Genomic DNA, 21,702 nt, shown 5'->3' with positions numbered 1-21,702 from the left:
AAGGTGCCCGCCCCGAGCCCCGGTCACGCGTACAGCGTCGCGCGAGGACCCGTGAGGGTCACTTGCCGTCGGCCGGCGGGGTCTTCTTCGCCGCGGGCTTGCGGGGCGCGGGCGTCTTCCTGGCGGGCGCGGCCTTGGCCTCGGCGGCCTTCACCGAAGCGGGCGCGGCCTTCGTCGCGGCGGGCTTGGCCGGGGCGGCCTTCACGGAGCCCCCGGCGGCCGGTGTGCTCTTGACCGCGCTCTTCGGGGCGGCCTTGGAGGTGGCGGGCTTCGGAGCGGCCTTCGGCTCGGCCTCGACGACGGCGGCGATCTCGACGATCTCGTCGGCCGTCTCCCCGCGCCAGGTCCGTACGGTCTGCTCACCGTGCTCGGCGACCTTCTCGTACGCCTCACGGGCCTTGATCGCGTACTCGGCGGCCACGCCCACGCTGCGGAGCGCCAGGTCCTGAGCGTTCTCGCCGAGCTTCTTCAGGTCGGCGGCGTCGAACGAACCGAAGACCTCGGTGACCTTCGCCTGCACGGTGGCCTGGGCCTCCTTGGCCTGCGTGGTCACCTTCTCCTGCACGGCCTTGGGGTCGGTGTTGCGCACGGCGTCGATCCGCTCGGGCGCCTCGGCCCGCAGCTGCTCGATCAGCGCCGGAACCTTGCGCGCCTGCTGGACGGCCAGGTCGGCCGTACCGGCGGCGAAGTAGAGGGGGGTGGGGTCGGTGAGGGTCTTGCGCAGGTCATCGGTGATGGCCATGACTGTGGTCCTCCCGGATCACTCGGAACCAGCTGCTAGCTGTGAGGGTCGTGGTCTTTGGTGGTGCCCGTACCGGCGTCGTCGCCGTTACGGCTCCCGGCATCGCCGCCCGCGTCGCTGCCGGCGCCGGCGTCCGCGTCCGCGCTCATGTCGCCGTCGGGCCCGGGCGCGAACCCGTTCTCGCGGCGGAAGGAGTCGTAGATCTGCAGCAGAACGTTCTTCTGCCGCTCGTTTATCGACGGATCGGCCAGAATGACCGCCCGCGTCTCCAGCTCCTCCCGCTCCCGCTCGTCGAGGATCCCCGCACGGACGTACAGGGTCTCGGCCGAGATCCGCAGCGCTTTGGCGACCTGCTGGAGCACGTCCGCGCTGGGCTTGCGCAGACCGCGCTCGATCTGGCTGAGATACGGGTTGGACACCCCGGTGGCATCGGCGAGCTGCCGCAGCGAGAGCTGCGCTGCACGGCGCTGCTCCCGCAGGTACTCACCGAGATTGCCGACGTTGAGTGATGCCATGACTCGATGGTGCAACACCCTTGCTAACTTTTGCAAGCAGGCGCTTGCAAAAGTGTCGCGTGGCGCGAGCGAGACCTGGCGCTCAGAAGTACGGATCGAGCGAGACGGACCCGTTCGTGTACTCAGGCGGTTTTGCGGCCCACTCCTGGCGCGTGAAGAGCAACGCGGGGGTTCGACTCCCCATCAACAGGGCAGCTCAGCACGGCGTACGGGTAAAGGTGCACAGCGCACAGCACATCACCACGTGCAGATCCGAAGCGGTGAGGGCGGGTTCGGGGCTTTCGACATCGCAGAACAGGACAGCGAGCGGTTCGAGAGCATCGTCGATCGCACGAGGGCGCGCTCAGGGTTCGAGCAGGAGCCCGAGGGCCTGGGCGAACTCCGCCGGCTCGGCGCTCGCGCCGAGGTGGTTGCCGGGCATGTCGATCAGAGGCAGCTCCAGAAGTCCGGAGAGTGCCCGGGTCGCCCGGCGCGCCATCTGGTGGTGGCTCAGCGAGCCGGCGCACAGCGTCACCGGCACGCGGCGGACGGCCTCGATGTCGGGATCGTAGAAGACCGTGGGGCCGGCCATCCGCCCCAGGAAGTAGCGGTTCTTGTCGAGTTCCTCGGCCGGCAGCGCGGGGAGCGCCATATGCGCCGGAGGCGTCTGATCCGGTCCTGTGCGGTGAGCAGCGCCGCTGAGGTCGAAGAACTCCTGCACGGCCCGCTGAGGGTCGGCCTCCGCCGCGCCGAACGCTGCCGCGGCCCGGGCGGCCAGGTCCGCGTCATCCAGGAGCGACACCAGGGGCGGCTCGTGCAGGACGGCCCGGCCGATCATGTCGGGATGCCGTTTACCCAGCTCAAGCAGGGTTACGGCACCGCCACTGGTACCGGCGAACAGGGCGGGTCCTCCGGTGAAACTGTCGACCAGTGCGGCGAGGTCCTCGGCCAGGACCTCGGGCGTGGGCGCGGCCATCCCCGGGACGGCGCGGCTGGCGCCGACACCGCGCGGGTCGTGGGTGACAACGGTGAACCTGCCCGCGAGTTCGTGCGCCAGCGCCGCGAACCCGGCCCGCCCGACGGGCGCGCCGACGAGGAACAGCAGGGGGCCCTCACCCTGGACGCCGTAGGCGATCGCGCAGTCGGGGCGTTCGAGGAGGTCCACCGGGCTCGCGATCCGGTCGCTGAAGTCCGCGATCTTCCGGGTGATGACGTCGAGCGCACGGTCCAGCTCCTCGCGCCGGTCGTGGATACGACGGCGATGGGCCGTCAGCAACTCCACCCGGAGCCTGGCCGGATCAGTCGCCTTGCCGTCGGCGCCGGTGAACTGCGCGATATCGGCCAGGGGCATCCCCGTCTCGCGGAGATGGACCAGCATGCGGATCAGCTCGACGTCGGCCGTCGTGTACCGGCGACGTCCCGCACCGTCGCGCCGTGGAGACGGTACGACCCCCTGACGTTCGAAGTACCGCAACGTGTCGGGCTCCAGACCGATCGCTGCCGAGACCTCCGCGATACCGAACAGCTCATCTGCCTCACTCATGCCGCAAGCCTCGCCCCTGGACCTCGGTCCAGGTCAAGCGGGACGGAAGTCCGCGCCCCCTTCCGACTTCCCGACCCTTGTCCCGAAGATCGTTCTGTTGGAGGCTGAAGCATGCAGAATCCACCGACCTTCGTCCTCGTCCACGGAGCCTTCGCGAACTCGTTCTCCTTCGCGCCGCTCCAGGCAGAACTCGCCCTGCTCGGCCACCGGTCGGCTGCGGTCGACCTACCGGGGCACGGCTTCGCGGCCACGTACCCCGCCGCCTACCAGACACCCCAGGATCTCGGTGCGCTGGCCGCGGAGCCGGGGGCCATCAAGGGCGTCACCCTCGCGGACAACGTGGCCCATGTGATCGAGGTCCTCGAACGCGCCAAGCGGAACGGGCCGACCATCCTCGTCTCCCACAGCCGGGGCGGGGCCACGGCCACCGCCGTCGCCAACGCCCGGCCGGACCTGATCGACCGGATCGTCTACGTCTCCGCCTGGTGCCCCGTCGCTCTGGACGTGGGCGACTACTACGCAGAACCGGAGATGGCCGACGTCGACCCCGGAGCGCTCGCCCTCGCCCTGGTCGGGAATCCGGCCGAACTCGGGCTGCTGCGGGTCAACTTCCGTACGGCCGACCCGGCGGCGCTCGCCGCGTTCCGGCAGGCGTTCGCCGCGGACCTCACCGATGACGAGTTCCGCACCTTCCTCAACACCTTCCAGCCCGACGAGAACCTCGACGTCGGTACGTCGGCCGACCGGGCGCAGGCCGCGACCTGGGGCCGGATCCCCCGGACCTATGTGCGCCTGGCCGCCGACACCAGCCTTCCGCCCGCCCTGCAGGACCGCATGATCCGCGAGGCCGACGCGCTCACGCCCGACAACCCCTTCGACGTCCGCACCCTCGAAGGCAGCCATCTGCGCTGGCTCGTCCGCCCGAAGCCGGCCGCCGAGCTGCTCGCCGGACTCGCCGCGCTGTGACACCCGCCCCCGCCCCATCGCCCGACTCCACCGGCCGCGCCTTCGACGCCGTGCTCTGCGACCTCGACAACGTCATCCGCTTCTACGACACAGCCCCTCTCGCCGGCCTGGAGCGGGCCGCCGGACTGCCGGAAGGCACCACGACGGACATCGGCTACGCGCCCGAGATCGACCTCCCCCTGCTGCTCGGCCGGATCACCCCGGACGCCTGGGTGGAGTCCATCGCCGCCGGGCTCACGGAGCGGGTCGGGGCGGAGCGGGCCCGCGAGCTGGGCCGGGCGCTCGCGGACGCGCCGTTCCGGGCCGACGAGGAGGTGGTGTCGCTGCTGCGCCGGGCCAGGGCCCACGTCCCGCTGGTTCTCGTCACCAACGCGACCCTCCGACTGGACGCGGACCTGGCGCTTTTGGGCCTGACCGACCTCGCCGACGCGGTCGTGAGCAGCGCGGTGGAGCAGGTGGCCAAGCCCGACCCGGCCATCTACCGCATCGCGGCCGAGCGGGCCGGCGTACCGATGGAGCGGTGCCTGTTCGTGGACGACCGCCAGGAGAACATCGATGCGGCCGCCGCCCTCGGCATGACGACCGCCCTCTACCGCGAAGCGGAGGACCTGCGGCGGGCGTTGGGGCCCTGCGCGGAGAAGGCGGCGGGGGGTGCCGCGGTGGAGGTGCAGCGCGCCGGGCGGGAGATGTGAGCCCCGTGGACCGTGAACCGGAAGCGGACCGTGAACCGGAAACGGGCCAGGAACCGGAAGTGCTGTCCGGCGGGCTGGCCAACGCCGGGGCCGTCCTGCGCCACGGCGACACCGTCGAACGTCCCGCCCCGCCGCACGGGGCCCTCCTCCGCCCCCACCTCCGGGCTCTCCGGGAGCGAGGGTTCCACGACGTGCCCGTACCGCTAGGAGTCTCCGGGCATCGCGAGCGGCTCTCGTACGTTCGCGGCGAGGTCGCCGTCAGTCCGTATCCGGAATGGGCCTGGGCGGACGACGCCCTGCGCTCCGTGGGGGCACTCCTGCGGCGCATGCACGACGCGGCCGCGGACGTACCGTTCGACCGCGCGGGCGGCTGGCCCTCCGACCTGGCCGATCCGGAGGGGGCGACGGCTTCCGGCGCGGTGGTCTGCCACAACGACGCGTGCCTGGAGAACGTGGTGTTCCGGGACGGCCGCGCCGCCGCCCTGATCGACTTCGACCTGGCCGCGCCCGGCCGCCCGGTGTGGGACGTGGCGATGGCGGCGCGTTACTGGGTGCCGATGCGGGGCCGCCCCGGTCTCGACCCGGCGCAACGCCTGCGGGCCCTGGCCGACGGCTACGGGCTGGGGCGCGCGGACCGGGCCGCCCTGCCCCGGGCGATCGAGCAGGCCACCGCGGTGTGCCGGGCGTTCGTCGAGCGGCGGGTGGAGCGGGGGGACGCGGCGTACACGGCGGCGTACGAGCAGAGCGGGCGTGCCGTGTGGGACCGGCACCAGGACTGGCTGGCGGACCACCGCCCCGTACTCACCGCCGCCCTGCTCGCCGACTGACCACCGCCCCACGTGCTCACCGGCGTCCCACGCCCCTCAGTCGCCAGGCTGCGACTGAGGCTCCAGCCCCGTCCGCAGCTGCACGAACGCCTCCTCGGCCGCCTGGACCGCCCCCGCGTAGACCCGGTCCGCGCTCTCCCCCGCGTCGATCCGCCGCCAGTTCTCCAGGGCCAGGATGCGCAGGACCGCGATGATCTGTCCGGCCGCGAGGCGGCCGGACAACGCGCCGCCGAGTGCGCGGGCGAGGGCCGCCTCGGAGCGGCCCTGGTAGGCGTGGAGGCGGGCGACCAGGGACGGTGTTCCGTACAGCAGGCGCAGGAACGCCAGCACTTGGGGTGCGTCGCAGAGTCCGGTCACCGGGTCGCGGCGGTCGAGGCCGTCGAGGAAGTGGCGGCGCAGGGCGTCCAGGGGGGTCTCGTCCGGGGCGCGGGCCGTGACCACCCGGGCCGCCTCGTCCTCGTGGTCGGCGAACCGGTGCAGGACCAGGTCCTCCTTGGCGGGGAAGTACCGGAACAGTGTCGGCTTGGAGATGTCCGCCGCGGCCGCCACCTCCGCCACCGACACCTTGTCGAAGCCCCGCTCCAGGAACATCCTGATCGCCGCGTCGGAGACCGCCTGGTAGGTCAGCCGCTTCTTGCGCTCCCGCAGACCGACCGGCGCCGGCCCGTCGCCGGAACCGGAATCAGAACCGGAATCGGCAGCGGGAGCGGAAGCGGAACGGTCGCCGTTCGCGGGGTTCTCTCCGTTCATGACCATGAAGCGTACGCGCCCCGCCTCAAGCGGACTTGACGCCGCCGTCCATCTTGCGGATCAGCGCCTCCACCCCGTCCAGCAGCCGCTCCAGCCCGAAGGTGAACTCGTAGTCCGGGTCGTCCGGCTCGCTCATCGCCCCGGACTCCAGCAGCCGGGAGATCCCGGGGTGCCGGACGGGGTCGACGAGGCGCTTGAGGGTGCGCTCGTAGGACGCGGTCACTTCGTCGGGCGACGCCCCGCGCGCGGTCACCGCGGCGGCCAGGTCGGCCATCAGGAGCGCCTCGCTGCGGACGAAGTTGGAGACCAGGAGGACCACCGAGGTCTTGTCGCCCTCGTCGAGCCCGCTGCCCTCCAGGGCCTGGATCCCCTGCTCCCACCAGGCCAGCGAGTTCGGGGTCGCGGGCGGGCCCCCGACGGGGATCCGGAGCAGCCAGAGGTGGGCGTGGAGCCGGTCCCGCTGCGCGGACGCCCACTCGGCGAGCGCCTCCCGCCAGCTTGCGCCGGACTCCAGGGCGGACAGCGGTTCCGGGGGGCCGAAGGCGGCCTCCTGCATCAGGACGTACAGCTCGTCCTTGGCGGAGACGTACCGGTACAGCGACATCGTGGAGGCGCCGACCTCCTGGGCGACCCGGCCCATCGACACGGCCGCGAGCCCGTCGGCCGACGCGACGTCCACCGCCGCGGCCACGATCCTCTCCAGGCTCAGGCCGGGCTTCGGGCCCTTCGCCGGGCGGGCCCGCAGCCCCCAGGCCGCCTCCAGGCTGGCCGGCAGGTCACCGCCGCCCGAGCTGCTCTTCTCCGCCACCGCATCCCCTTCGCCCGGCTCCCGGCCCTGCCCGGCGCCCTGCCCCGTGCCCGCGTACGCCTTGACCCCATCCTAGAGATGCGTAAGGCTTACGCAATAACGCGTATGTCATACGCAGAAGGGGGTCCGGACATGACCGACCCGATCCGCCCGGGCGGAGACTCCGCCGCCACCATCGAGGCGTACGGCCTCACCAAGTCCTACGGAAAGCCCGCCGTCCGGGTTCTCGACGGCATCGATCTCCGGATCGAGCGCGGCACCGTCTTCGCCCTGCTCGGGCCGAACGGCGCGGGCAAGACCACCACCGTGCGGATCCTCGCGACGCTGACCGAGGCCGACTCCGGCACCGCCCGGGTCGCGGGGTACGACGTCGTCGCCGGCCGGAGCGCGGTACGCCGCTCCATCAGCCTCACCGGCCAGTTCGCCGCCGTCGACGAGACCCAGACCGGCGAGGAGAACCTGCGGATGATGGCCCGGCTCACCGGGCAGCCCCGGGCCGCCGCGCGGCGCCGGGCGGCGGAGCTGCTGGAGCGCTTCGACCTCACCGCGGCCGCCCGTCGCCCCGTCCGTACGTACTCCGGGGGGATGCGCCGCCGGCTCGACCTGGCCGCCGGACTCGTCGGATCGCCGGAGCCCGGGGTGTTCTTCCTGGACGAGCCGACCACCGGCCTCGACCCGCGCAGCCGTCAGGAGCTCTGGGAGGCCGTCCGCGAGCTGGCCGCACGCGGGGCGACCGTCCTGCTCACCACCCAGTACCTGGAGGAGGCCGACCGCCTCGCCGGCCGGATCGCCCTGCTGAACCGGGGCCGGATCGCCGCCGAGGGCACCGCGGCCGACCTCAAGTCCCGCGTCGGCGGCCACCGCCTCGACCTGGTCCTCACCAGCCAGGAGGCCTATATGAAGCTCGCCGGCCGGGCCGTCCACCACTCCCCCGAGACCCTGACGCTCGGCATCCCCACCGACGGATCGGCGGCCCAGGTGCGCGCCCTGCTCGACGAGATCGACCCGGCCGGCCGCGAGATCGAACGCTTCGGCCTGCACAGCGTGACCCTCGACGACGTCTTCCTGGCCCTGACGTCGAACACCCCGACGCCGAACGCGCCCACGACTCCGGAGGCATCCGCCCATGTCTGACACCGCCGTTCGACACAGAGGCACGGACCGGCTCCCCGAGCGGGCCCACACTCCCGGACGCGGGCCCGGCCCCTTCACCCACACCGCCGTCATGGCCGCCCGCGCCCTGCGCATCAGCAGCCGCAACATCGACGCGCTGATCACGTCCCTGGCCCTGCCGATCATGATGATGCTGATCTTCGTCTACTTCTTCGGCGGCGCGATCGACACCGGGACGGACTACGACTCGTACGTCATGTACGTCGTCCCGGGCGTCCTGCTCCTGTCCGCCGGGTTCGGCGCCGCGACCACCGCCACCGCCGTCAGCGAGGACATGAAGGGCGGCATCATCGACCGCTTCCGCTCCCTGGACGTGGGCGGTACGCCCGTGCTGGCCGGACATGTGGCGGCCAGCACCGTCCGCAACCTCTGCTCCACCGCCCTGGTCTTCGGCGTCGCGCTGCTCATCGGCTTCCGGCCCGCCGCCTCCTGGAGCGGCTGGCTCGTGGTCGGCGCCGTGCTGGTGGCCTACATCGTGGCCCTGTCGTGGATCTCGGCGGCGATCGGCCTGCTGGCCCGGACCCCCGAGGCGGCCAGCGGCTTCACGTTCTTCATGTCGTTCCTGCCCTACCCGAGCAGCGCGTTCGTCCCGACCGAGAACATGCCGGACTGGCTGCACGGCTTCGCCGACCACCAGCCGATCACCCCGGCCATCGAGTCGCTGCGCGGACTGCTGCTCGGCCAGGGCGTGGGCAACACCCCCTGGATCGCGCTCGCCTGGGCGGCGGGGATGCTCGCGGTCGCGGTCGGCGCCTCGGGGACGCTGTTCCGGATCCGGACGCGCTGACCCCGGGGCACGGGCACGTGACCCGGACCGCTCAGAACACGTCCGGGCACCACGGCCGCCGGCCCGTACGGAACACCGCGTCCGCCGTCGTCGCCGCACCCGGCCGCAGCTCCTCCACCCGGCCCAGGTCCACCAGCCGCCGCACGGACTCGTCGCCCAGGTACAGCGTGGACAGCTCCGCCACGTCCAGGGCGAGATCGGCGCTCCGGGTGGTGGGGGTGCAGCGGGCGCCGGAGTCCGAGGCGTCCAGCAGGAAGCGGCCCCCGGCCAGGCCCGCCGCGTCCCGGACGTCGAGGACGAGCGAGGCCCCGACGGCGTACGTACGGGCCTCCAGGGCGCGCGGCACGTCCAGCATCCGCAGCCACAGCCAGTCCGCGTGGGTGACCATGCGGGCCGCACGCGGATCGGGGAGCAGCAGCGGGAGCAGGTCGTCGGGGGCGCGGTAGCCCGAGCGGACCGTGGTGATCCAGTCCACCGAGCAGAGGTAGTGCCACAGAGCCCGCTCCGCCGCCGGGTTCAGCGCGATCATGTCCCGTACGGAAGCGGTGTTCAGCGGCTGCTTGGAGTCGCCCCACTTGTCGTCCACGCCGTACACCAGCAGGCCGTCGGCCTCGCCGTTCGCGGCGCGGTGCACCACGTAGAACGGCTCGGTCCAGGTCTCGTGCTCCGCCCGGGGCGCGACCCCCGTGCGCGTCCGCCACCAGCGCTCACCGCGGCCGACGATGCCGGGCTGCCGGGCCGCCAGCGCGGCATGCACCTCGGGGCCGGTCTTGCGGACGTCGGCGCCGTCGACCATCTCGACGCGGCCGCCGCCCGCCGGCTGCCCGGAGCGGCGCGGGTCGAGCCCGGCGCGGTGCACCGCGATCTCCCACTCGGCGGTCCAGGAGGCGGGGCCGAAGCCGTACCGCCCGTAGATCGGGTACTCGGCGGCGATCAGCGAGGCGACCACCTCGCCGCGCTCCTTGGCCGCCGCCAGGTCCGTGGCCATCATCCGGCTGAGCAGTCCGCGCCGGCGGTGCGTGGGCGACACGGTCACGCCGGTGACCGCGTCGGCCGTCACGGTGGCCCCGCCGACCACGGTCAGCTGCTGGGCGAACGAGCGGAACGTCGCCACGCACCGCCCGTCGTCGAAGACTCCCTGCATACGGGAGAGGTCCGTGTGCCCGAACCGGTCGGCGACCAGCTCCTCACCCGGCTTCTCGGCGGCGGGGGTCAGGAAGCCGGTGCCCACCGCCTTCATCCAGTCGGCGATCTCGGACGGAGTGACGGGGCGGACATCAAGGCTCATCCCTCCACGCTAGGCAGGCACGGTTCAGAATGTCGCGCGAATTTCCCCGACCTCGGCCGCCCCGCCGAGCAGCGGCGAACGTCCGATCCTGAAGACCACCGGGGCGTCCACGCCCAGCAGCTCCAGGGCGCGGGCGAGCACCGGGCCGAGCGCCCGGGCCGATCCGTCGTCGATCTTGAAGGCGAGGGCCCGCCCGTCGGCCAGGGCGACCGCCTGGACCGCCTCGGCTCCCATCTTGGAGAGCGTCCCGGGCACCTCGCGCATCAGCCAGGTGTCGGGGCGCCGGGTGCCCGCGACGTACTCCGGGTGGGCGCGCATCGCGTCCGCGACCCGGCGCTCGGCGCTCCCGGGCTCCGCGAGCACGAAGGAGCGGAAGGCGCGGGCCAGGCCGGTCAGCCCGATCGCCATCAGCGGGGCCCCGCAGCCGTCCGTGCCGACCGCCGCGACGGGCTCGCCCGCGGCCTCGGCGACGACCTGGCCGACGAGCTGCTGGAGGGGGTGGGCGGGGTCGAGGTAGGTGGCGGTGTCCCAGCCGTTGCGGACGCAGACGGCGAGCATCGCCGCGTGCTTGCCGGAGCAGTTCATCGTGATCCGCTCGCGTACGTTCCCGGCCGCGAGGTACGTCTCCGCCTCGACCGGGTCCAGCGGCAGGTCGGGCGGGGTCCGGAGGTCGGCGGGGCTCAGTCCGTGCTCGGCGAGCATCTTCCGCGCGAGGTCGAGGTGGAAGGGCTCCCCGGAGTGGCTCGCGGCGGCCAGCGCCAGCCGTTCGCCCGCCAGGTCGAGGCCGGCCCGCAGGATCGCGGCGGCCTGCATCGGCTTGTTGGAGGACCGGGGGAAGACCGGTGCCGCCGGATCGCCGATCGCCCGCTCCACGCTGCCGTCGGCGGCCAGCAGGACCAGCGACCCCCGGTGGTGGCCCTCGGTGAACCCGGAGCGCACGACCTCGGCCAGGACGGGCGGGGCGGCCGCCGGGGCGGAGGATATGGCGGACGGGGCGTCGCTCGACGTCATGGGTGACCTTCCGGGGACGGGGGTGCGGGACCCGCGCCCGGAAGGGTCGCTTCAGGCGAGCAGGTCGTCCACTTGTGCTTCCCCGTCACGGTACCTGCGGGCGATCTCCGCGCCGCAATCGTCGGCCGTGCGCTGGAGCTCGTGACGGCGCCGGGAGACCTGCTGTTCGTAACGGACGAGCCGGCCCATCGCGGTGTGCAGCTCTTCGTCCGTCCGGGCGTCCAGGTCGGACAGCTCGACCTCGGCGAGGTTCTCGGCGGCGAGCTGCCGGAACTCGTCGCCGCGCGGCGTTGTCAGCGTGACGTGCCGGGCGGAGGTGCGGTGCCGGGACGGGGTGTCGGCCAGGATCTCCGAGAGCCGGTCGACCACCGCGGCGTCCTCGACCGGCGCCTGCGGGTCCCGGCGGCGGGCCAGTTCGGCCCGGAGGATGTCGATCCGGCCCTGTACGAGCCGGCGTACGTAACTGAGATCGGCCTCGTCGCGCTGGGCCTCCCGGCGCAGCGTCCGCAGCTCCGGCAGTCGCAGCCCGCCGAACCCCGCGTCGCCGCCGGCCTGCTCCGGCACGGTGGCGGTGGCGGGCGTGGCGGGTGGCAGTACGGGACCCTGTCCCGGCAGACTGCGCTGTACGGGTGACCGCAGGGTGCCGGCGCGGTGACGTGCGCCCGGTACGGCACCGGGAGATTGTCCGGCTCCATATGTACTCATGCTGTTCCGTCCCCTCGACCGGTGCGTCGGCACACCGACATCGTGCATCGTGCCACCCCGCGAGGGGCCGACGCAGGTGCTCTGTACCCGTTCAGCCCAAGATAGGTTGGTCTGTATGCGTGCAGTGGTACAGAGAGTGGATGGCGCGAGCGTCTCCGTCGCCGGCGCGACGGACGACCCCTCGGCCCCCGGAGTCGTCGGGGAGATCGTCGGCGAGGGCCTGTGTGTGCTGGTCGGGGTCACCCATGACGACACCCCCGAGAAGGCGGCGCAGCTGGCCCGCAAGCTCTGGTCGGTGCGCATCCTGGAGGGCGAGAAGTCCTGTTCCGACGTGAATGCGCCCCTCCTGGTGATTTCTCAGTTCACTCTCTACGGGGACGCCCGCAAGGGGCGCCGGCCCACCTGGAACGCCGCCGCGCCGGGCGAGGTCGCCGAGCCGCTGGTGGACGAGGTGGTGGCCCAGCTGCGGGCGCTCGGGGCGCACGTGGAGACGGGCCGGTTCGGAGCGGACATGCGCGTCTCGCTCACGAACCACGGCCCGTTCACGGTGATCGTCGAGGTGTAGCCGTACGCCGTCGGAACAGGGTTCCTACGGCTCGACGACCGTCTCCTGGGCGGCCGCCGTGTCCCCGGCGATCAGCTCCGCGTCGACGGCCACGTTCCGCTTGACCAGGGCCAGGGCGATCGGGCCCAGCTCGTGGTGGCGGGCCGAGGTGGTGATGAAGCCGAGCTGGCGGCCCTCCTGGCCGTCGGCGGCCAGCCGGACCGGCGTGCCGTGGCCGGGCAGGTGCACCTCGCTGCCGTCCAGGTGGAGGAAGACGAGGCGGCGCGGCGGCTTCCCCAGGTTGTGGACGCGGGCCACGGTCTCCTGGCCCCGGTAGCAGCCCTTCTGGAGGTGGACGGCGGTGCCGATCCAGCCCAGCTCGTGCGGGATGGTGCGGTGGTCGGTCTCGAAGCCGACGCGCGGCCGGTGCCCCTCTACGCGCAGCGCCTCGTACGCCAGGATCCCGGCGGCCGGCCCGTGGGCGGCGGCGAACGCCTCCAGATCCTCGCGCGGCAGGAACAGGTCCCGGCCCTGCGGGGTCTCCCGTACGGTCACCCCCTCCGGGGCCTGGGCGATGGAGCCGGCCGGGAGGTGGACGACGGCGATGTCCGCGGTGCGGTCGGCGACCTCGACCCGGTAGAAGAACTTCATCGACTCCAGGTAGGCGATCAGATCGGCCTGGGTGTCGGGTTCGACGTGCATCCACACCGTCGTGCCGTCGTCCACCAGATACATGGCGTGTTCGATGTGCCCGTTGGCGGAGAGGATGAGGGCCTCGGTGGCCTGGTGCGGGGCGAGGTCGCTGACGTGCTGGGTGAGCAGCAGGTGCAGCCAGCTCAGCCGGTCGTCGCCGGTGACGGTGACGACGCCCCGGTGGGAGAGGTCGACGAAGCCGTTGCCGTCGGCGAGGGCGCGTTGCTCGCGGAACAGGTCGCCGTAGTGCGCGGCGACACCTTCGTCGCGGCCTTCGGCGGGGACGGCGCCGGGCAGGGACAGCAGGGGGCTCTTCATGCGCCCAGCCTACGACTTGGCGGCGGTGTCCTTCGCGGCGTCCTGCGCCTTCGCCGCCGTGCAGTCCGCGCAGCGGCCGAAGATCGCGAAGTGCTTCATGTCGGTGTCGAAGCCGAAGTCGGCGCGCAGCTTCCGCGTGAACTCGGTGACGACGGAGAGGTCCGCCTCGATGACGCCCTTGCAGTCCCGGCAGACCAGGTGGATGTGGTGGTGCCGGTCGGCGAGGTGGTACGACGGGGCGCCGTGGCCGAGATGCGTGTGGCTGACGAGCCCGAGCTCCTCCAGGAGCTCCAGGGTCCGGTACACGGTGGAGATGTTCACGCCGGACGCCGTCTTGCGCACCTCGCACAGGATGTCGTCCGGAGTGCCGTGCTCCAGGGCGTCGACCGCCTCCAGGACGAGCTGCCGCTGGGGCGTCAGCCGGTAGCCGCGCTGCCGGAGGTCGGTCTTCCAGTCGGTGGTCACCACACGCCCAGTCTAGGGCGTGTGGTCAAACCCCGGCCGGGTCCCGTGTTCCCTGAGCTCTACTTGAAGAAGGCGATGCCGTCGTCCGGCATGTCCTCGAGGTTCCGCGCCATCTCGGCGACCTCCTCGGGGGTGACGACCTTCTTCAGGTGCGCCGACATGTACGGGCGCAGTTCGACGTCGGGGGTGGCCTTCTCGCCGACCCACATGAGGTCGCTGTTGACGTACCCGTAGAGCCGCTTGCCACCGCTGTACGGGCCGGAGGCCGCCGTACGGGCGACCGCGTCGGTGACCAGGTCGATCTGCGGCTTCTGGTCGGCAAGCTCGCCATACCAGATCTCGATGACGCCCTGGTCGCGGGACATGACGACCTCGACCTTGCGGTCCTTGTCGATGCGCCAGTAGCCGCTCTCGGTCTCCAGCGGCCGAACCTGCTTGCCCTCTTCGTCCAGGACCCAGGTGTGGGAGACGTACTCCAGGAAGTCCCGGCCGTCGTGGCTGAAGGTGACTTCCTGGCCGAAGTTGCACTTCTCGGCGCCGGGGAAGTCGGACACGCCCGCGCCCGCCCAGTTGCCGAGGAGGAAGGCCAGCGGGACGAGGTCCGGGTGAAGGTCGGACGGAATCTCGATCATGAGCGGCTCAGACGATCTGTGAGGGTGCGGGGTGGGCGGGGAACCGTTGCGCGGCGAGGGTCAGCGCTGGCCCTGGTACAGCTTCTTCACGGTGAGCGCGGCGAAGGCGGTGACGCCCACGCAGACCAGGACCAGCAGGGCGGTGAAGAATGCCTCAAGCACAGGGGGCTCCTCGTGACGAGCGGTTGGCGGCGGCATGGCCGGGCCCCCAGCCTAATGGGTGGGGGCCCGGTCTTCTCGTCCAGGTGCCGGTCGCGGGCCGCGCCCGCGCGCGCCTCAGGCGAGCAGCTGGTTCTGCAGGATCAGCGTCTGCTGGAAGGGGATGCGGGCCGTCTCCCGCTTTCCGGGACGCTCGTGCACGACGAGAGCCATCGTGTCCCCCGCCAGGGTGTACGCCTGCCGGACGTGCTCGGCCCCGAAGGGCGCCTGCTCGGCGAAGACGAACGAGGACAGGTTCTCGATGTCGTTGGCCGAGCCCCAGGTGGTGTCGAGGTCGGTGGTGTCCGTACGGGCCAGGGGCGTACCGGCCGACGATCCCACGTTCAGGTCGTCGATCATGCGGCTCGCGAACGCCGTCGAGTTGAACCGCACCAGGTAGATCCGGGACGTCGTGCCGTCCGGCATGGTCCAGCCGCGCGCCGCGATGTGTCGCGGGGCGGCGTCCTTCAGGAGCTGGGCCACCGACCGCCGGTCCTGCTCCCGGTAGGCGTCGAGGAAGGTCTCCGTGGAGATCCAGCCTCCGGTCAGCTTCTTGTCGGGCTTCGCTCCGGCGGGGGCCGGAAGGAGCAGTTCGCGCAGGTCGGCGTGGTGGATCTCGGCCGGGTTGCCGGACGAGAACGGCCGGGGCGAGCCGGCCGGCAGCGCGGGCAGGGACAGGTCCGGGTAGTCCCAGCGGCCGTCGCCCTCGGTGGCGAGCCCGGGGACGTCGGTGCGCTCCAGCGAGGCGATCCCGAAGGCCGTACCGGTGCCGAGCACCCCGAAGGCGAGCGCGGCGGCCGTCCACCGCGCCACGGCCCGCAGGACCCGCCGGGGCGCCTCGGGCGAGGCGTCGGCCGCGACGGGCACCAGGGGCGGGGCCTCGGGCAGCGGGGGTGCGCCGTCGGGCAGCGCGTGCGGGGCGGGCGCGGGGGGCGCCTCGGCCTCCCGCGGCGTGACAGTCGCCTCGGGTGTGACAGTCGCCTCGGCCTTCTCCGGCGTGACGGCCTCCGCCGGCGCGACCGTCGCCTCCTCCTCGGGGGTCACCGTCTGCTCGCTCATATGTACTCCCCCGGGGACGCGATGTGGTCGAGCTGGTCCTTCACCAGGTCCCCGACCTCGGACGGGCTGAACGGCTTGCTGCCACTCGCTTCGACGGAGACCGAGACCTCACCCTCGTACGCGATGCAGAGGACACCGTCGAGGGTGTCCTTGTCGCCCTTGGGCAGCCGGTAGCAGGCGGCCTTCTTGTGGCCCTCGATCGACGGCCCCTTGCGGAGCTCGTCGACGCCGTCCAGCAGTTTCTTGCGGTCGGCGTAGTTCCGGTGGACCGCCCGCTTGTCCCGCATCTTGACGACCTCGACGTTCACGAGGAGGTCGTTGGAGTCCGCGAGGTACGAGCGCTTCGCGATGCCCTGGATGCGCAGCTTCTCGATGAACTTGTTCAGCTCCCGGCGTTCCTTCCCCGCCAGGCCGCGTCCCATCTCCTTCATCGCCGCCGAGGCCTTGGCGCCGCTCGTCTCGCTGTCGTTGCCGAGGTCACCGATGTCCGGGCCGAGCCGGTAGCCCTTCGGCACCGGGAGCAGCAGTTTGGCCAGCTCGGTGTCGTGGCGGCCCCGGGACGGATCGCCCGCCGGGTCCTTGCCCTTCGCTACGTGGTCCTTGTCCCAGATCGTCGTCGTGACCGTCCGGTCGGCGGCGTCCACGGTGTTCTTCGTGTAGCCGGCCGCGCCGCCGATCGCCCCGAGCACCAGGACGACGGGCAGCGCGGTCAGCAGCACGCGGCGCACCCGGCGGCTCCGGTGTTCCCGGAGTTCCCCCTCGGGGGCGGGCTCGGTCACGGCGTTCGTGTCGTCGTCGGTCACAGCCGCTCCAGCTGTCGCTCGGCCAGCGTCCGGATGTCCTTCTTGCTGATCGGGGAGGTGTCGAAAATGCTGATGTCGAGGGCGATGTCGCCGCGTACGGCGAGGGCCCTGGCCCGGTAGGACGGGAGGTACCCGGCCTTCCGCTCGACCGGGTAGAGGAAGTAGCGGCCCTCGCGGCTGCCCTTGATCGCGTCGCCCGTGTTGCCCGCGCCGTCACTGTCCCACGGCATGTACATGATCTGGTCGTCGAACTGCTCCGACGCACCGTGCTGGTCGCCGGACCGGAACTGGAGCAGCCAGACCTCGGTCTCCCGGTGCTGCCCCTGCTCCCAGGCGACCGAGGCGACCCGGCGCAGGTCGAGCCCGGACAGCGACTCGAACATGTAGTGCGGGTCCTCGTAATACCTCTCGACGTACTCGTCGAGCGGCTCCCAGCCGTCGCCGATGCCCAGTTCGTCGATGAGCGTCTTCCGCGTGCCCTTGGGCCGGTCGACGAGCAGCTTGCGCAGGTCCCCGTCCGTCCTGACCCGCCGGTCCTGGGCGGCGGGCAGCGGGGCCGGTGCCCGGTCGGCGGAGAGCGGCTTCGCCGGGTAGCCGAGGCCGGGCTGCGACAGGGCGGCCAGCGGCGTCGGCTCCCGCTCCGCCTGGACGCCGTAGCCCACGGCGACCCCGCCCACGATCCCGAGCAGCGCCGCCGCCGCGATGATCAGCGTCGTACGGCCACGAGGCCGGGGCCGATGCGCGGGCACGGCGGCGGAAGCCTCCGGTGCGGCAGGAATGGTGTCGTTCGGTTCCAAAAGGGTCCCCCCAAGAGACCTGAAGCGCGGGTTCCCTTACCTGCGCGCACAAGTGACCCTCAGGGGGGCAAGGAGGTTGCCTCCCTGAGGATTACAGTTCGGCATATGCCGAAGAAGCTCGTGATCAAGGTGACCGCCGGACCCGAGGCCGCCGAGCGCTGTTCGCAGGCCTTCACCGTGGCGGCCGTGGGCGTCGCCAGCGGGGTGGAGGTCTCGCTCTGGCTGACCGGGGAGTCCTCGTGGTTCGCGCTGCCGGGCCGGGCCGCCGAGTTCGAACTGCCGCACGCCGCCCCGCTGCCCGACCTGCTGGACTCGATCCTGGCAGGCGGCCGGATCACCCTGTGCACCCAGTGCGCGGCGCGGCGCGACATCACGGAGAAGGACGTGCTGGAGGGCGTACGCATCGCGGGTGCGCAGGTGTTCGTGCAGGAGGCCCTGGCGGACGACACGCAGGCGCTCGTCTACTGATCCCCGCCCGGGGCGGGGCGGTCTCAGTGGCGCTTCTTGCCGTCCAGCTCGTCCCACCACTCGTCGGACTTCGGGTCGCCGGAGGGGTCGTCCCACCAACGGTCCTCCGGGCCCCGCCGGTTGGCGACCATCGCGGCGATCGGCGGGATCACCATGGCGACGACGCACATGGCGATGGCGGCGGGCATGGACCACAGGCGCACCACGGCCCAGGCGGACACGAAGAGCACGATGCATCCGCCCATCATCAGGAAGTAGTTCCTCCTGCGTCGGGCGTACATGCTTCCAGCCTAGGACTCCGGCCGCCGGACGGCACGAAGGGCCGCACCCCGCGTCAGGTGGCGTCCAACCCCCTGGGGTGCGGCCCTCCGGCCGTTCTGTGTGCCGTAGAAACGGCGTGCCGTGGGAGACGGCGTGCCGTTCGTGACGGCGGTCCTTCCGATCCCGTGCGGGATCAGACGGCGATGGCGACCTCGGAGAGTCCGCCGGTCTGCGCGACGACCGTGCGGTCGGCGCTGCCGCCCGGAACCAGGGCGCGGAGCGTCCAGGTGCCCTCGGCGGCGTAGAACCGGAACTGTCCGGTCGCGGAGGTCGGGACCTCGGCGGTGAACTCGCCGGTCGAGTCCAGGAGGCGCACGTAGCCGGTGACGGGCTCGCCGTCGCGGGTCACGCTGCCCTGGATGGTGGTCTCACCGGGCTTGATCGTCGAAGCGTCGGGGCCACCGGCCTGTGCTCCACACATGGTTCTGTCCTTCGGGTCGTCGTGGTGCTGGTCGGTGGGTTACTTGTTGGCGCCGAGCTCGATCGGCACGCCGACGAGGGAGCCGTACTCGGTCCAGGAACCGTCGTAGTTCTTGACGTTCTCCTGGCCGAGCAGCTCGTGGAGCACGAACCAGGTGAGCGCGGAGCGCTCACCGATGCGGCAGTAGGCGATGGTGTCCTTCGCCAGGTCGACCTGCTCGGCCTCGTAGAGGGCCTTCAGCTCCTCGTCCGACTTGAAGGTGCCGTCGTCGTTGGCGTTCTTCGACCACGGGATGTTGCGGGCGCTCGGCACGTGGCCGGGGCGCTGCGACTGCTCCTGCGGGAGGTGGGCCGGGGCGAGCAGCTTGCCGCTGAACTCGTCGGGCGAGCGCACGTCGACCAGGTTCTGGCTGCCGATGGCCTTGACGACGTCGTCGCGGTAGGCGCGGATCGACTCGTCCTGCGGCTTGGCCGTGTACTGGGTGGCCGGGCGCGTGGGGACGACGTCGGTCAGGTCGCGGGAGTCCAGTTCCCACTTCTTGCGGCCGCCGTCGAGGAGCTTGACGTTCTCGTGGCCGTACAGCTTGAAGTACCAGTAGGCGTACGACGCGAACCAGTTGTTGTTGCCGCCGTAGAGGACGACCAGCGTGTCGTTGGCGATGCCCTTCTCGCTGAGCAGCTTCTCGAAGCCGGCCTGGTCGACGAAGTCACGGCGGACCGGGTCCTGGAGGTCCTTGGTCCAGTCGATCCGGATCGCGTTCTTGATGTGGTTCTTCTCGTACGCCGAGGTGTCCTCGTCCACCTCGACGATCGCGACCTGCGGGTCGTCGATGTGGGCCTCGACCCAGTCGGCGTCTACCAGGACGTCGCTGCGGCTCATGTTGTTCTCCTCCGGGGCAGTCTGCGGCGGGGTGGTGCGAGATGCGGAGTTGCTGGGTGCGGGTGTACGCGCGGAGGCACGGAACGCGGCGCGTACGGGGCACGGGGTCGGCCCTGGGTGACGGTCGAGGGGCGACGGTCGGAGGGCCGGGGGAAGCGGGGCGGCTGCGGCGGTGCGAGCGTCCCGCTCAGAAGGTGCGACAGAGCATGGCGGCAACGCGGCACAGGTCTACTGCCCGCCGCTTCGTGAGATCCGCCTGTCGCTTCATGCGTCCGATCGTAGGGAGGTACGGACGGAGATGTCACCGTCGTGTCGCATGGTGAGACACGATCATCCGTCATGCGAGACGGGAGAGCGGCGATCCAGCCGGGGATCCGCCGCCGGGTCCCTCCGAGCCTTCCCCGTATCTGCGGACCGGACGCGGATGTCTCAGCATCCGGATCGGAGGGGGCGGAGCAGCCGGTCGGGGCGGCGTCCGAGCCGGTCAGGCAGTCAGTCGGTCGGCCCGTCAGCCGGTCAGGCGCTCGGGCGGTCGGCCGGTCGGCCCGTCAGCCGGTCAGGGAGACGTCCGAGCCGGTCACCGAGATCTCCAGGCCCTTCTCGGTCACCTTGACCTCCTCGAGCTCCAGGCCCTTCGGCAGCCCGTCGATGTCGCCCTCGAAGTCGGTCCTGCTGCGGACCAGGTCCTCGACACCGGGGATCCCCGAGCCCGGCACCTCGTCCGCGCGCACCTTGATCGTGTGGCCGTCGACGCGGGTCACGGTGGACAGCACACTGCGCGAGATCGGCCGGCCGAGGATCTCGACCGTGCCGGTCACCTTCGCCTTGCCCTTGCCGCCGTACTCCACGACGACGCCGTCGCTGGCGGCCGCCGTGAGGTCCTCGTAGGTGACGAGCGCGGTGCCGGTGGCGCGGGTGGCGGTCGCGCTGCGGTAGCCGGAGCCGAGCTTCACGTCGTGGAGCCGGGCCCGGACCTCGCTGACCCGGATCGTGCGACCCGCGGCGCTGGTCTTCATGCCGGTGAGGTTGACGTCGACCCGGTCCAGACGCGATCCGGCGAGCTGGGTGAGGAAGGGGAACCCCTTGATCGAGATCTCCGTCGTGGCGGGGCCGCCCCCGCTGATCGTGACCCGGTCCTCGGCCTCGGACTCGGCGTACCAGACGGCCGCGCGGTCGACGGCGAGGAAGAGGCCGCCGAGCACCACCACCAGGACCAGCAGTATTCGCAGTGCGCGCATGTCTCGATTCCCCACCCTGAGCCGATCCGGTCCCCCCGGCGCCCGTGAGCCTACTGCGGCAGGAGTGGACGCCCTGGATGATCGACGACCGACGGCCCCCCGGTGGTTCCCGAGGGGCCGTCAGCAGCCGTACGCGGCAGGGGGCGGCGGTCAGAGGAGGGCGCGGCCGACCAGGTACACGGCCGGGGCCGCCAGGGTCAGCGGGAGCGCCACCCCGGCGGTCATGTGCACGAAACGCGACGGGTAGTCGTAGCTCGCCACACGCAGCCCGATGAGCGCGCAGCCGGCCGCCGCGAGACCGAGCAGCGTGCCCTGTTGCCCGATGCCGGTCGTGTTGCCGAAGACGAGGCCCGTGCCCACCCCCGTGACCAGCGCCATCCCGAGGGAGGCCACGCCGGGCAACGGAAGGGCGCGGACGAGCGTGGCCGCCGCGACGGCCGCCCCGCCGACGACCACCGCGTCCGGGTCCGCCGCGAGGAATCCGCCCGCCAGCACCGCGAGGGACGCCGAGACGACGGTGGCCATCAGGCCGTACATCCGCTCGTCGGCCCCCGCGTGGCTGCGGAGCTGGAGCACCACGGTGAGCAGCACCCAGACGCCGAGGGTGCCCAGCAGGGCCGCGGGGCCGTGCTCCCGGCCCGCCGCGAGCAGGGCGACATCGGCGACCAGGCCCCCGGCGAAGGCGAGCGCGATGCCCTGGCGGGCGGGCCACATGCCGTTGAGCCGGAACCAGCCGGCGGCCGTCACCGCCTGGAGGAGCACCACCGGGACGAGCAGGGCGTACGTCCCGATCGCCGCGCCGCCCGCGAGCAGCAGGCCGAGCGCGGCGGTGAGCGCCGCGGGCTGGATCCCCGGCGGGATGATCGGCGAGCGCCCCTCGGCGCGGGCCCGCTGGGCATCGGTGATCCGGGCGTTGCCGAGCGTCGTGGGCGCGCTGTAGCCGGTGTCGCCGGGGCCCGCCTGCGCGGTGGCGGGCGCGGGCGCGGTCACCGGCTCGGGTGCGGGAGCGGGAGCGGCCGGGGCGGCGGGCGTGGCCGGGACCTCGGGCGGCAGCGGGTAGGAGCCCGAGGCCCCCTGGGG

General features: G+C 72.2%; 26 protein-coding genes and 1 pseudogene. 7 read left to right on the top strand and 20 right to left on the bottom strand.

Features of this window, described 5'->3' with window-relative positions:
* Positions 1-58: 58 nt before the first annotated feature.
* The 3 genes from D3105_RS04580 to D3105_RS04570 all read right to left on the bottom strand — a co-directional run bounded on the left by D3105_RS04580 (position 59) and on the right by D3105_RS04570 (position 2,779).
* A complete protein-coding gene (locus D3105_RS04580) occupies positions 59-742 on the bottom strand; it encodes a hypothetical protein (protein WP_118900234.1) in 684 nt (227 codons plus the stop codon).
* Positions 743-777: 35 nt separating this feature from the next.
* Positions 778-1,257, bottom strand: a complete 480-nt coding sequence (locus tag D3105_RS04575) for a helix-turn-helix domain-containing protein (protein WP_118900233.1) — start codon at positions 1,255-1,257, stop codon at positions 778-780.
* Between the two features lie 343 nt (positions 1,258-1,600).
* Positions 1,601-2,779 carry an alpha/beta fold hydrolase gene (locus D3105_RS04570; protein ID WP_118900232.1) on the bottom strand — a complete coding sequence of 393 codons (1,179 nt, stop codon included), beginning with the start codon at positions 2,777-2,779 and terminating at the stop codon, positions 1,601-1,603.
* A gap of 111 nt (positions 2,780-2,890) precedes the next feature.
* Between D3105_RS04570 and D3105_RS04565 the strand changes: the two genes are divergently transcribed.
* Genes D3105_RS04565 through D3105_RS04555 form a run of 3 tightly spaced genes read left to right on the top strand, consistent with a single transcriptional unit; the run spans position 2,891 to position 5,264 of the window.
* A complete protein-coding gene (locus D3105_RS04565) occupies positions 2,891-3,745 on the top strand; it encodes an alpha/beta fold hydrolase (protein WP_118900230.1) in 855 nt (284 codons plus the stop codon).
* Positions 3,742-4,437 (top strand): HAD-IA family hydrolase, encoded by a 696-nt coding sequence (locus tag D3105_RS04560; protein WP_118900228.1) that lies wholly within the window; start codon positions 3,742-3,744, stop codon positions 4,435-4,437. The genes D3105_RS04565 and D3105_RS04560 overlap by 4 nt, the downstream gene beginning before the upstream one ends.
* Entirely contained in the window at positions 4,434-5,264 is an 831-nt protein-coding gene (locus D3105_RS04555) for a phosphotransferase (RefSeq protein ID WP_412080930.1), read from the top strand. Before D3105_RS04560 ends, D3105_RS04555 begins: the two co-directional genes overlap by 4 nt.
* A 36-nt stretch (positions 5,265-5,300) precedes the next feature.
* Here the strand turns inward: D3105_RS04555 and D3105_RS04550 are convergent, their stop codons facing one another.
* The gene (locus D3105_RS04550) at positions 5,301-6,020 is read right to left on the bottom strand and encodes a TetR family transcriptional regulator (protein WP_206272652.1); all 720 of its coding nucleotides are present in this window, start codon (positions 6,018-6,020) and stop codon (positions 5,301-5,303) included.
* 19 nt (positions 6,021-6,039) lie between these two features.
* Positions 6,040-6,822, bottom strand: a complete 783-nt coding sequence (locus tag D3105_RS04545) for a TetR/AcrR family transcriptional regulator (RefSeq protein ID WP_118900224.1) — start codon at positions 6,820-6,822, stop codon at positions 6,040-6,042.
* Between the two features lie 132 nt (positions 6,823-6,954).
* On the opposite strand from D3105_RS04545, the gene D3105_RS04540 reads away from it, so the two are divergent.
* On the top strand, positions 6,955-7,956 hold the full coding sequence (locus D3105_RS04540; protein ID WP_118900222.1) for an ATP-binding cassette domain-containing protein: 1,002 nt from the start codon (positions 6,955-6,957) through the stop codon (positions 7,954-7,956).
* Complete coding sequence (locus tag D3105_RS04535) at positions 7,949-8,782, top strand: ABC transporter permease (RefSeq protein ID WP_118900220.1); 834 nt, start codon at positions 7,949-7,951, stop codon at positions 8,780-8,782. The genes D3105_RS04540 and D3105_RS04535 overlap by 8 nt, the downstream gene beginning before the upstream one ends.
* A gap of 31 nt (positions 8,783-8,813) precedes the next feature.
* Here the strand turns inward: D3105_RS04535 and D3105_RS04530 are convergent, their stop codons facing one another.
* From D3105_RS04530 to D3105_RS04520, 3 genes are read right to left on the bottom strand one after another with little or no spacing between them, the layout of a single operon-like run.
* Complete coding sequence (locus tag D3105_RS04530; protein WP_118900218.1) at positions 8,814-10,070, bottom strand: GNAT family N-acetyltransferase; 1,257 nt, start codon at positions 10,068-10,070, stop codon at positions 8,814-8,816.
* 24 nt (positions 10,071-10,094) lie between these two features.
* Positions 10,095-11,081: an asparaginase gene (locus D3105_RS04525; protein WP_118900216.1), complete on the bottom strand. Its 987-nt coding sequence runs from the start codon at positions 11,079-11,081 to the stop codon at positions 10,095-10,097.
* A 51-nt stretch (positions 11,082-11,132) separates the two neighbouring features.
* Complete coding sequence (locus D3105_RS04520; protein ID WP_240646799.1) at positions 11,133-11,786, bottom strand: ABC transporter substrate-binding protein; 654 nt, start codon at positions 11,784-11,786, stop codon at positions 11,133-11,135.
* 115 nt (positions 11,787-11,901) lie between these two features.
* Between D3105_RS04520 and dtd the strand changes: the two genes are divergently transcribed.
* Positions 11,902-12,351: a D-aminoacyl-tRNA deacylase gene (gene dtd, locus D3105_RS04515; protein WP_073825347.1), complete on the top strand. Its 450-nt coding sequence runs from the start codon at positions 11,902-11,904 to the stop codon at positions 12,349-12,351.
* A 24-nt stretch (positions 12,352-12,375) separates the two neighbouring features.
* On the opposite strand, the gene D3105_RS04510 is transcribed toward dtd, so the two are convergent.
* The 6 genes from D3105_RS04510 to D3105_RS04480 all read right to left on the bottom strand — a co-directional run bounded on the left by D3105_RS04510 (position 12,376) and on the right by D3105_RS04480 (position 17,247).
* A complete protein-coding gene (locus D3105_RS04510; protein ID WP_118900212.1) occupies positions 12,376-13,341 on the bottom strand; it encodes a YgfZ/GcvT domain-containing protein in 966 nt (321 codons plus the stop codon).
* Positions 13,342-13,350: 9 nt separating this feature from the next.
* Entirely contained in the window at positions 13,351-13,809 is a 459-nt protein-coding gene (locus D3105_RS04505; RefSeq protein ID WP_118900210.1) for a Fur family transcriptional regulator, read from the bottom strand.
* A 56-nt stretch (positions 13,810-13,865) separates the two neighbouring features.
* Complete coding sequence (locus D3105_RS04500; protein WP_118900207.1) at positions 13,866-14,438, bottom strand: FABP family protein; 573 nt, start codon at positions 14,436-14,438, stop codon at positions 13,866-13,868.
* A 276-nt stretch (positions 14,439-14,714) separates the two neighbouring features.
* The gene (locus D3105_RS04490) at positions 14,715-15,695 is read right to left on the bottom strand and encodes a hypothetical protein (protein WP_118900204.1); all 981 of its coding nucleotides are present in this window, start codon (positions 15,693-15,695) and stop codon (positions 14,715-14,717) included.
* Entirely contained in the window at positions 15,692-16,498 is an 807-nt protein-coding gene (locus tag D3105_RS04485; RefSeq protein ID WP_240646798.1) for a hypothetical protein, read from the bottom strand. Before D3105_RS04485 ends, D3105_RS04490 begins: the two co-directional genes overlap by 4 nt.
* A complete protein-coding gene (locus D3105_RS04480; RefSeq protein WP_165890961.1) occupies positions 16,495-17,247 on the bottom strand; it encodes a hypothetical protein in 753 nt (250 codons plus the stop codon). The genes D3105_RS04485 and D3105_RS04480 overlap by 4 nt, the downstream gene beginning before the upstream one ends.
* Before the next feature lie 153 nt (positions 17,248-17,400).
* Between D3105_RS04480 and D3105_RS04475 the strand changes: the two genes are divergently transcribed.
* Positions 17,401-17,763, top strand: coding sequence for a DsrE family protein (locus tag D3105_RS04475; RefSeq protein ID WP_010063599.1), 363 nt, complete (start codon positions 17,401-17,403; stop codon positions 17,761-17,763).
* Positions 17,764-17,786: 23 nt separating this feature from the next.
* Here D3105_RS04475 and D3105_RS04470 read toward each other — a convergent pair whose 3' ends face one another.
* The 6 genes and pseudogenes from D3105_RS04470 to D3105_RS04450 form a co-directional block, all read right to left on the bottom strand.
* Positions 17,787-18,044 (bottom strand): DUF3099 domain-containing protein, encoded by a 258-nt coding sequence (locus D3105_RS04470; protein ID WP_118900202.1) that lies wholly within the window; start codon positions 18,042-18,044, stop codon positions 17,787-17,789.
* Positions 18,045-18,217: 173 nt separating this feature from the next.
* Positions 18,218-18,505 carry a DUF1416 domain-containing protein gene (locus D3105_RS04465; RefSeq protein ID WP_003968135.1) on the bottom strand — a complete coding sequence of 96 codons (288 nt, stop codon included), beginning with the start codon at positions 18,503-18,505 and terminating at the stop codon, positions 18,218-18,220.
* Between the two features lie 39 nt (positions 18,506-18,544).
* A complete protein-coding gene (locus D3105_RS04460; protein ID WP_118900200.1) occupies positions 18,545-19,384 on the bottom strand; it encodes a sulfurtransferase in 840 nt (279 codons plus the stop codon).
* A gap of 187 nt (positions 19,385-19,571) precedes the next feature.
* Positions 19,572-19,652 (bottom strand): putative leader peptide, encoded by an 81-nt coding sequence (locus tag D3105_RS35965; RefSeq protein ID WP_350310325.1) that lies wholly within the window; start codon positions 19,650-19,652, stop codon positions 19,572-19,574.
* A 280-nt stretch (positions 19,653-19,932) separates the two neighbouring features.
* Positions 19,933-20,622, bottom strand: a complete 690-nt coding sequence (locus D3105_RS04455) for an LmeA family phospholipid-binding protein (RefSeq protein ID WP_118900198.1) — start codon at positions 20,620-20,622, stop codon at positions 19,933-19,935.
* Between the two features lie 150 nt (positions 20,623-20,772).
* Positions 20,773-21,702 (bottom strand): annotated as a pseudogene (locus D3105_RS04450) (hypothetical protein); the annotation flags it as partial.

The sequence above is a fragment of the Streptomyces globisporus genome, assembly GCF_003501885.1.
GTDB lineage: Bacteria > Actinomycetota > Actinomycetes > Streptomycetales > Streptomycetaceae > Streptomyces > Streptomyces globisporus_D.
Note: the sequence above shows the minus strand (reverse complement) of the source record. Positions and strands in the feature narration are given on the sequence as shown.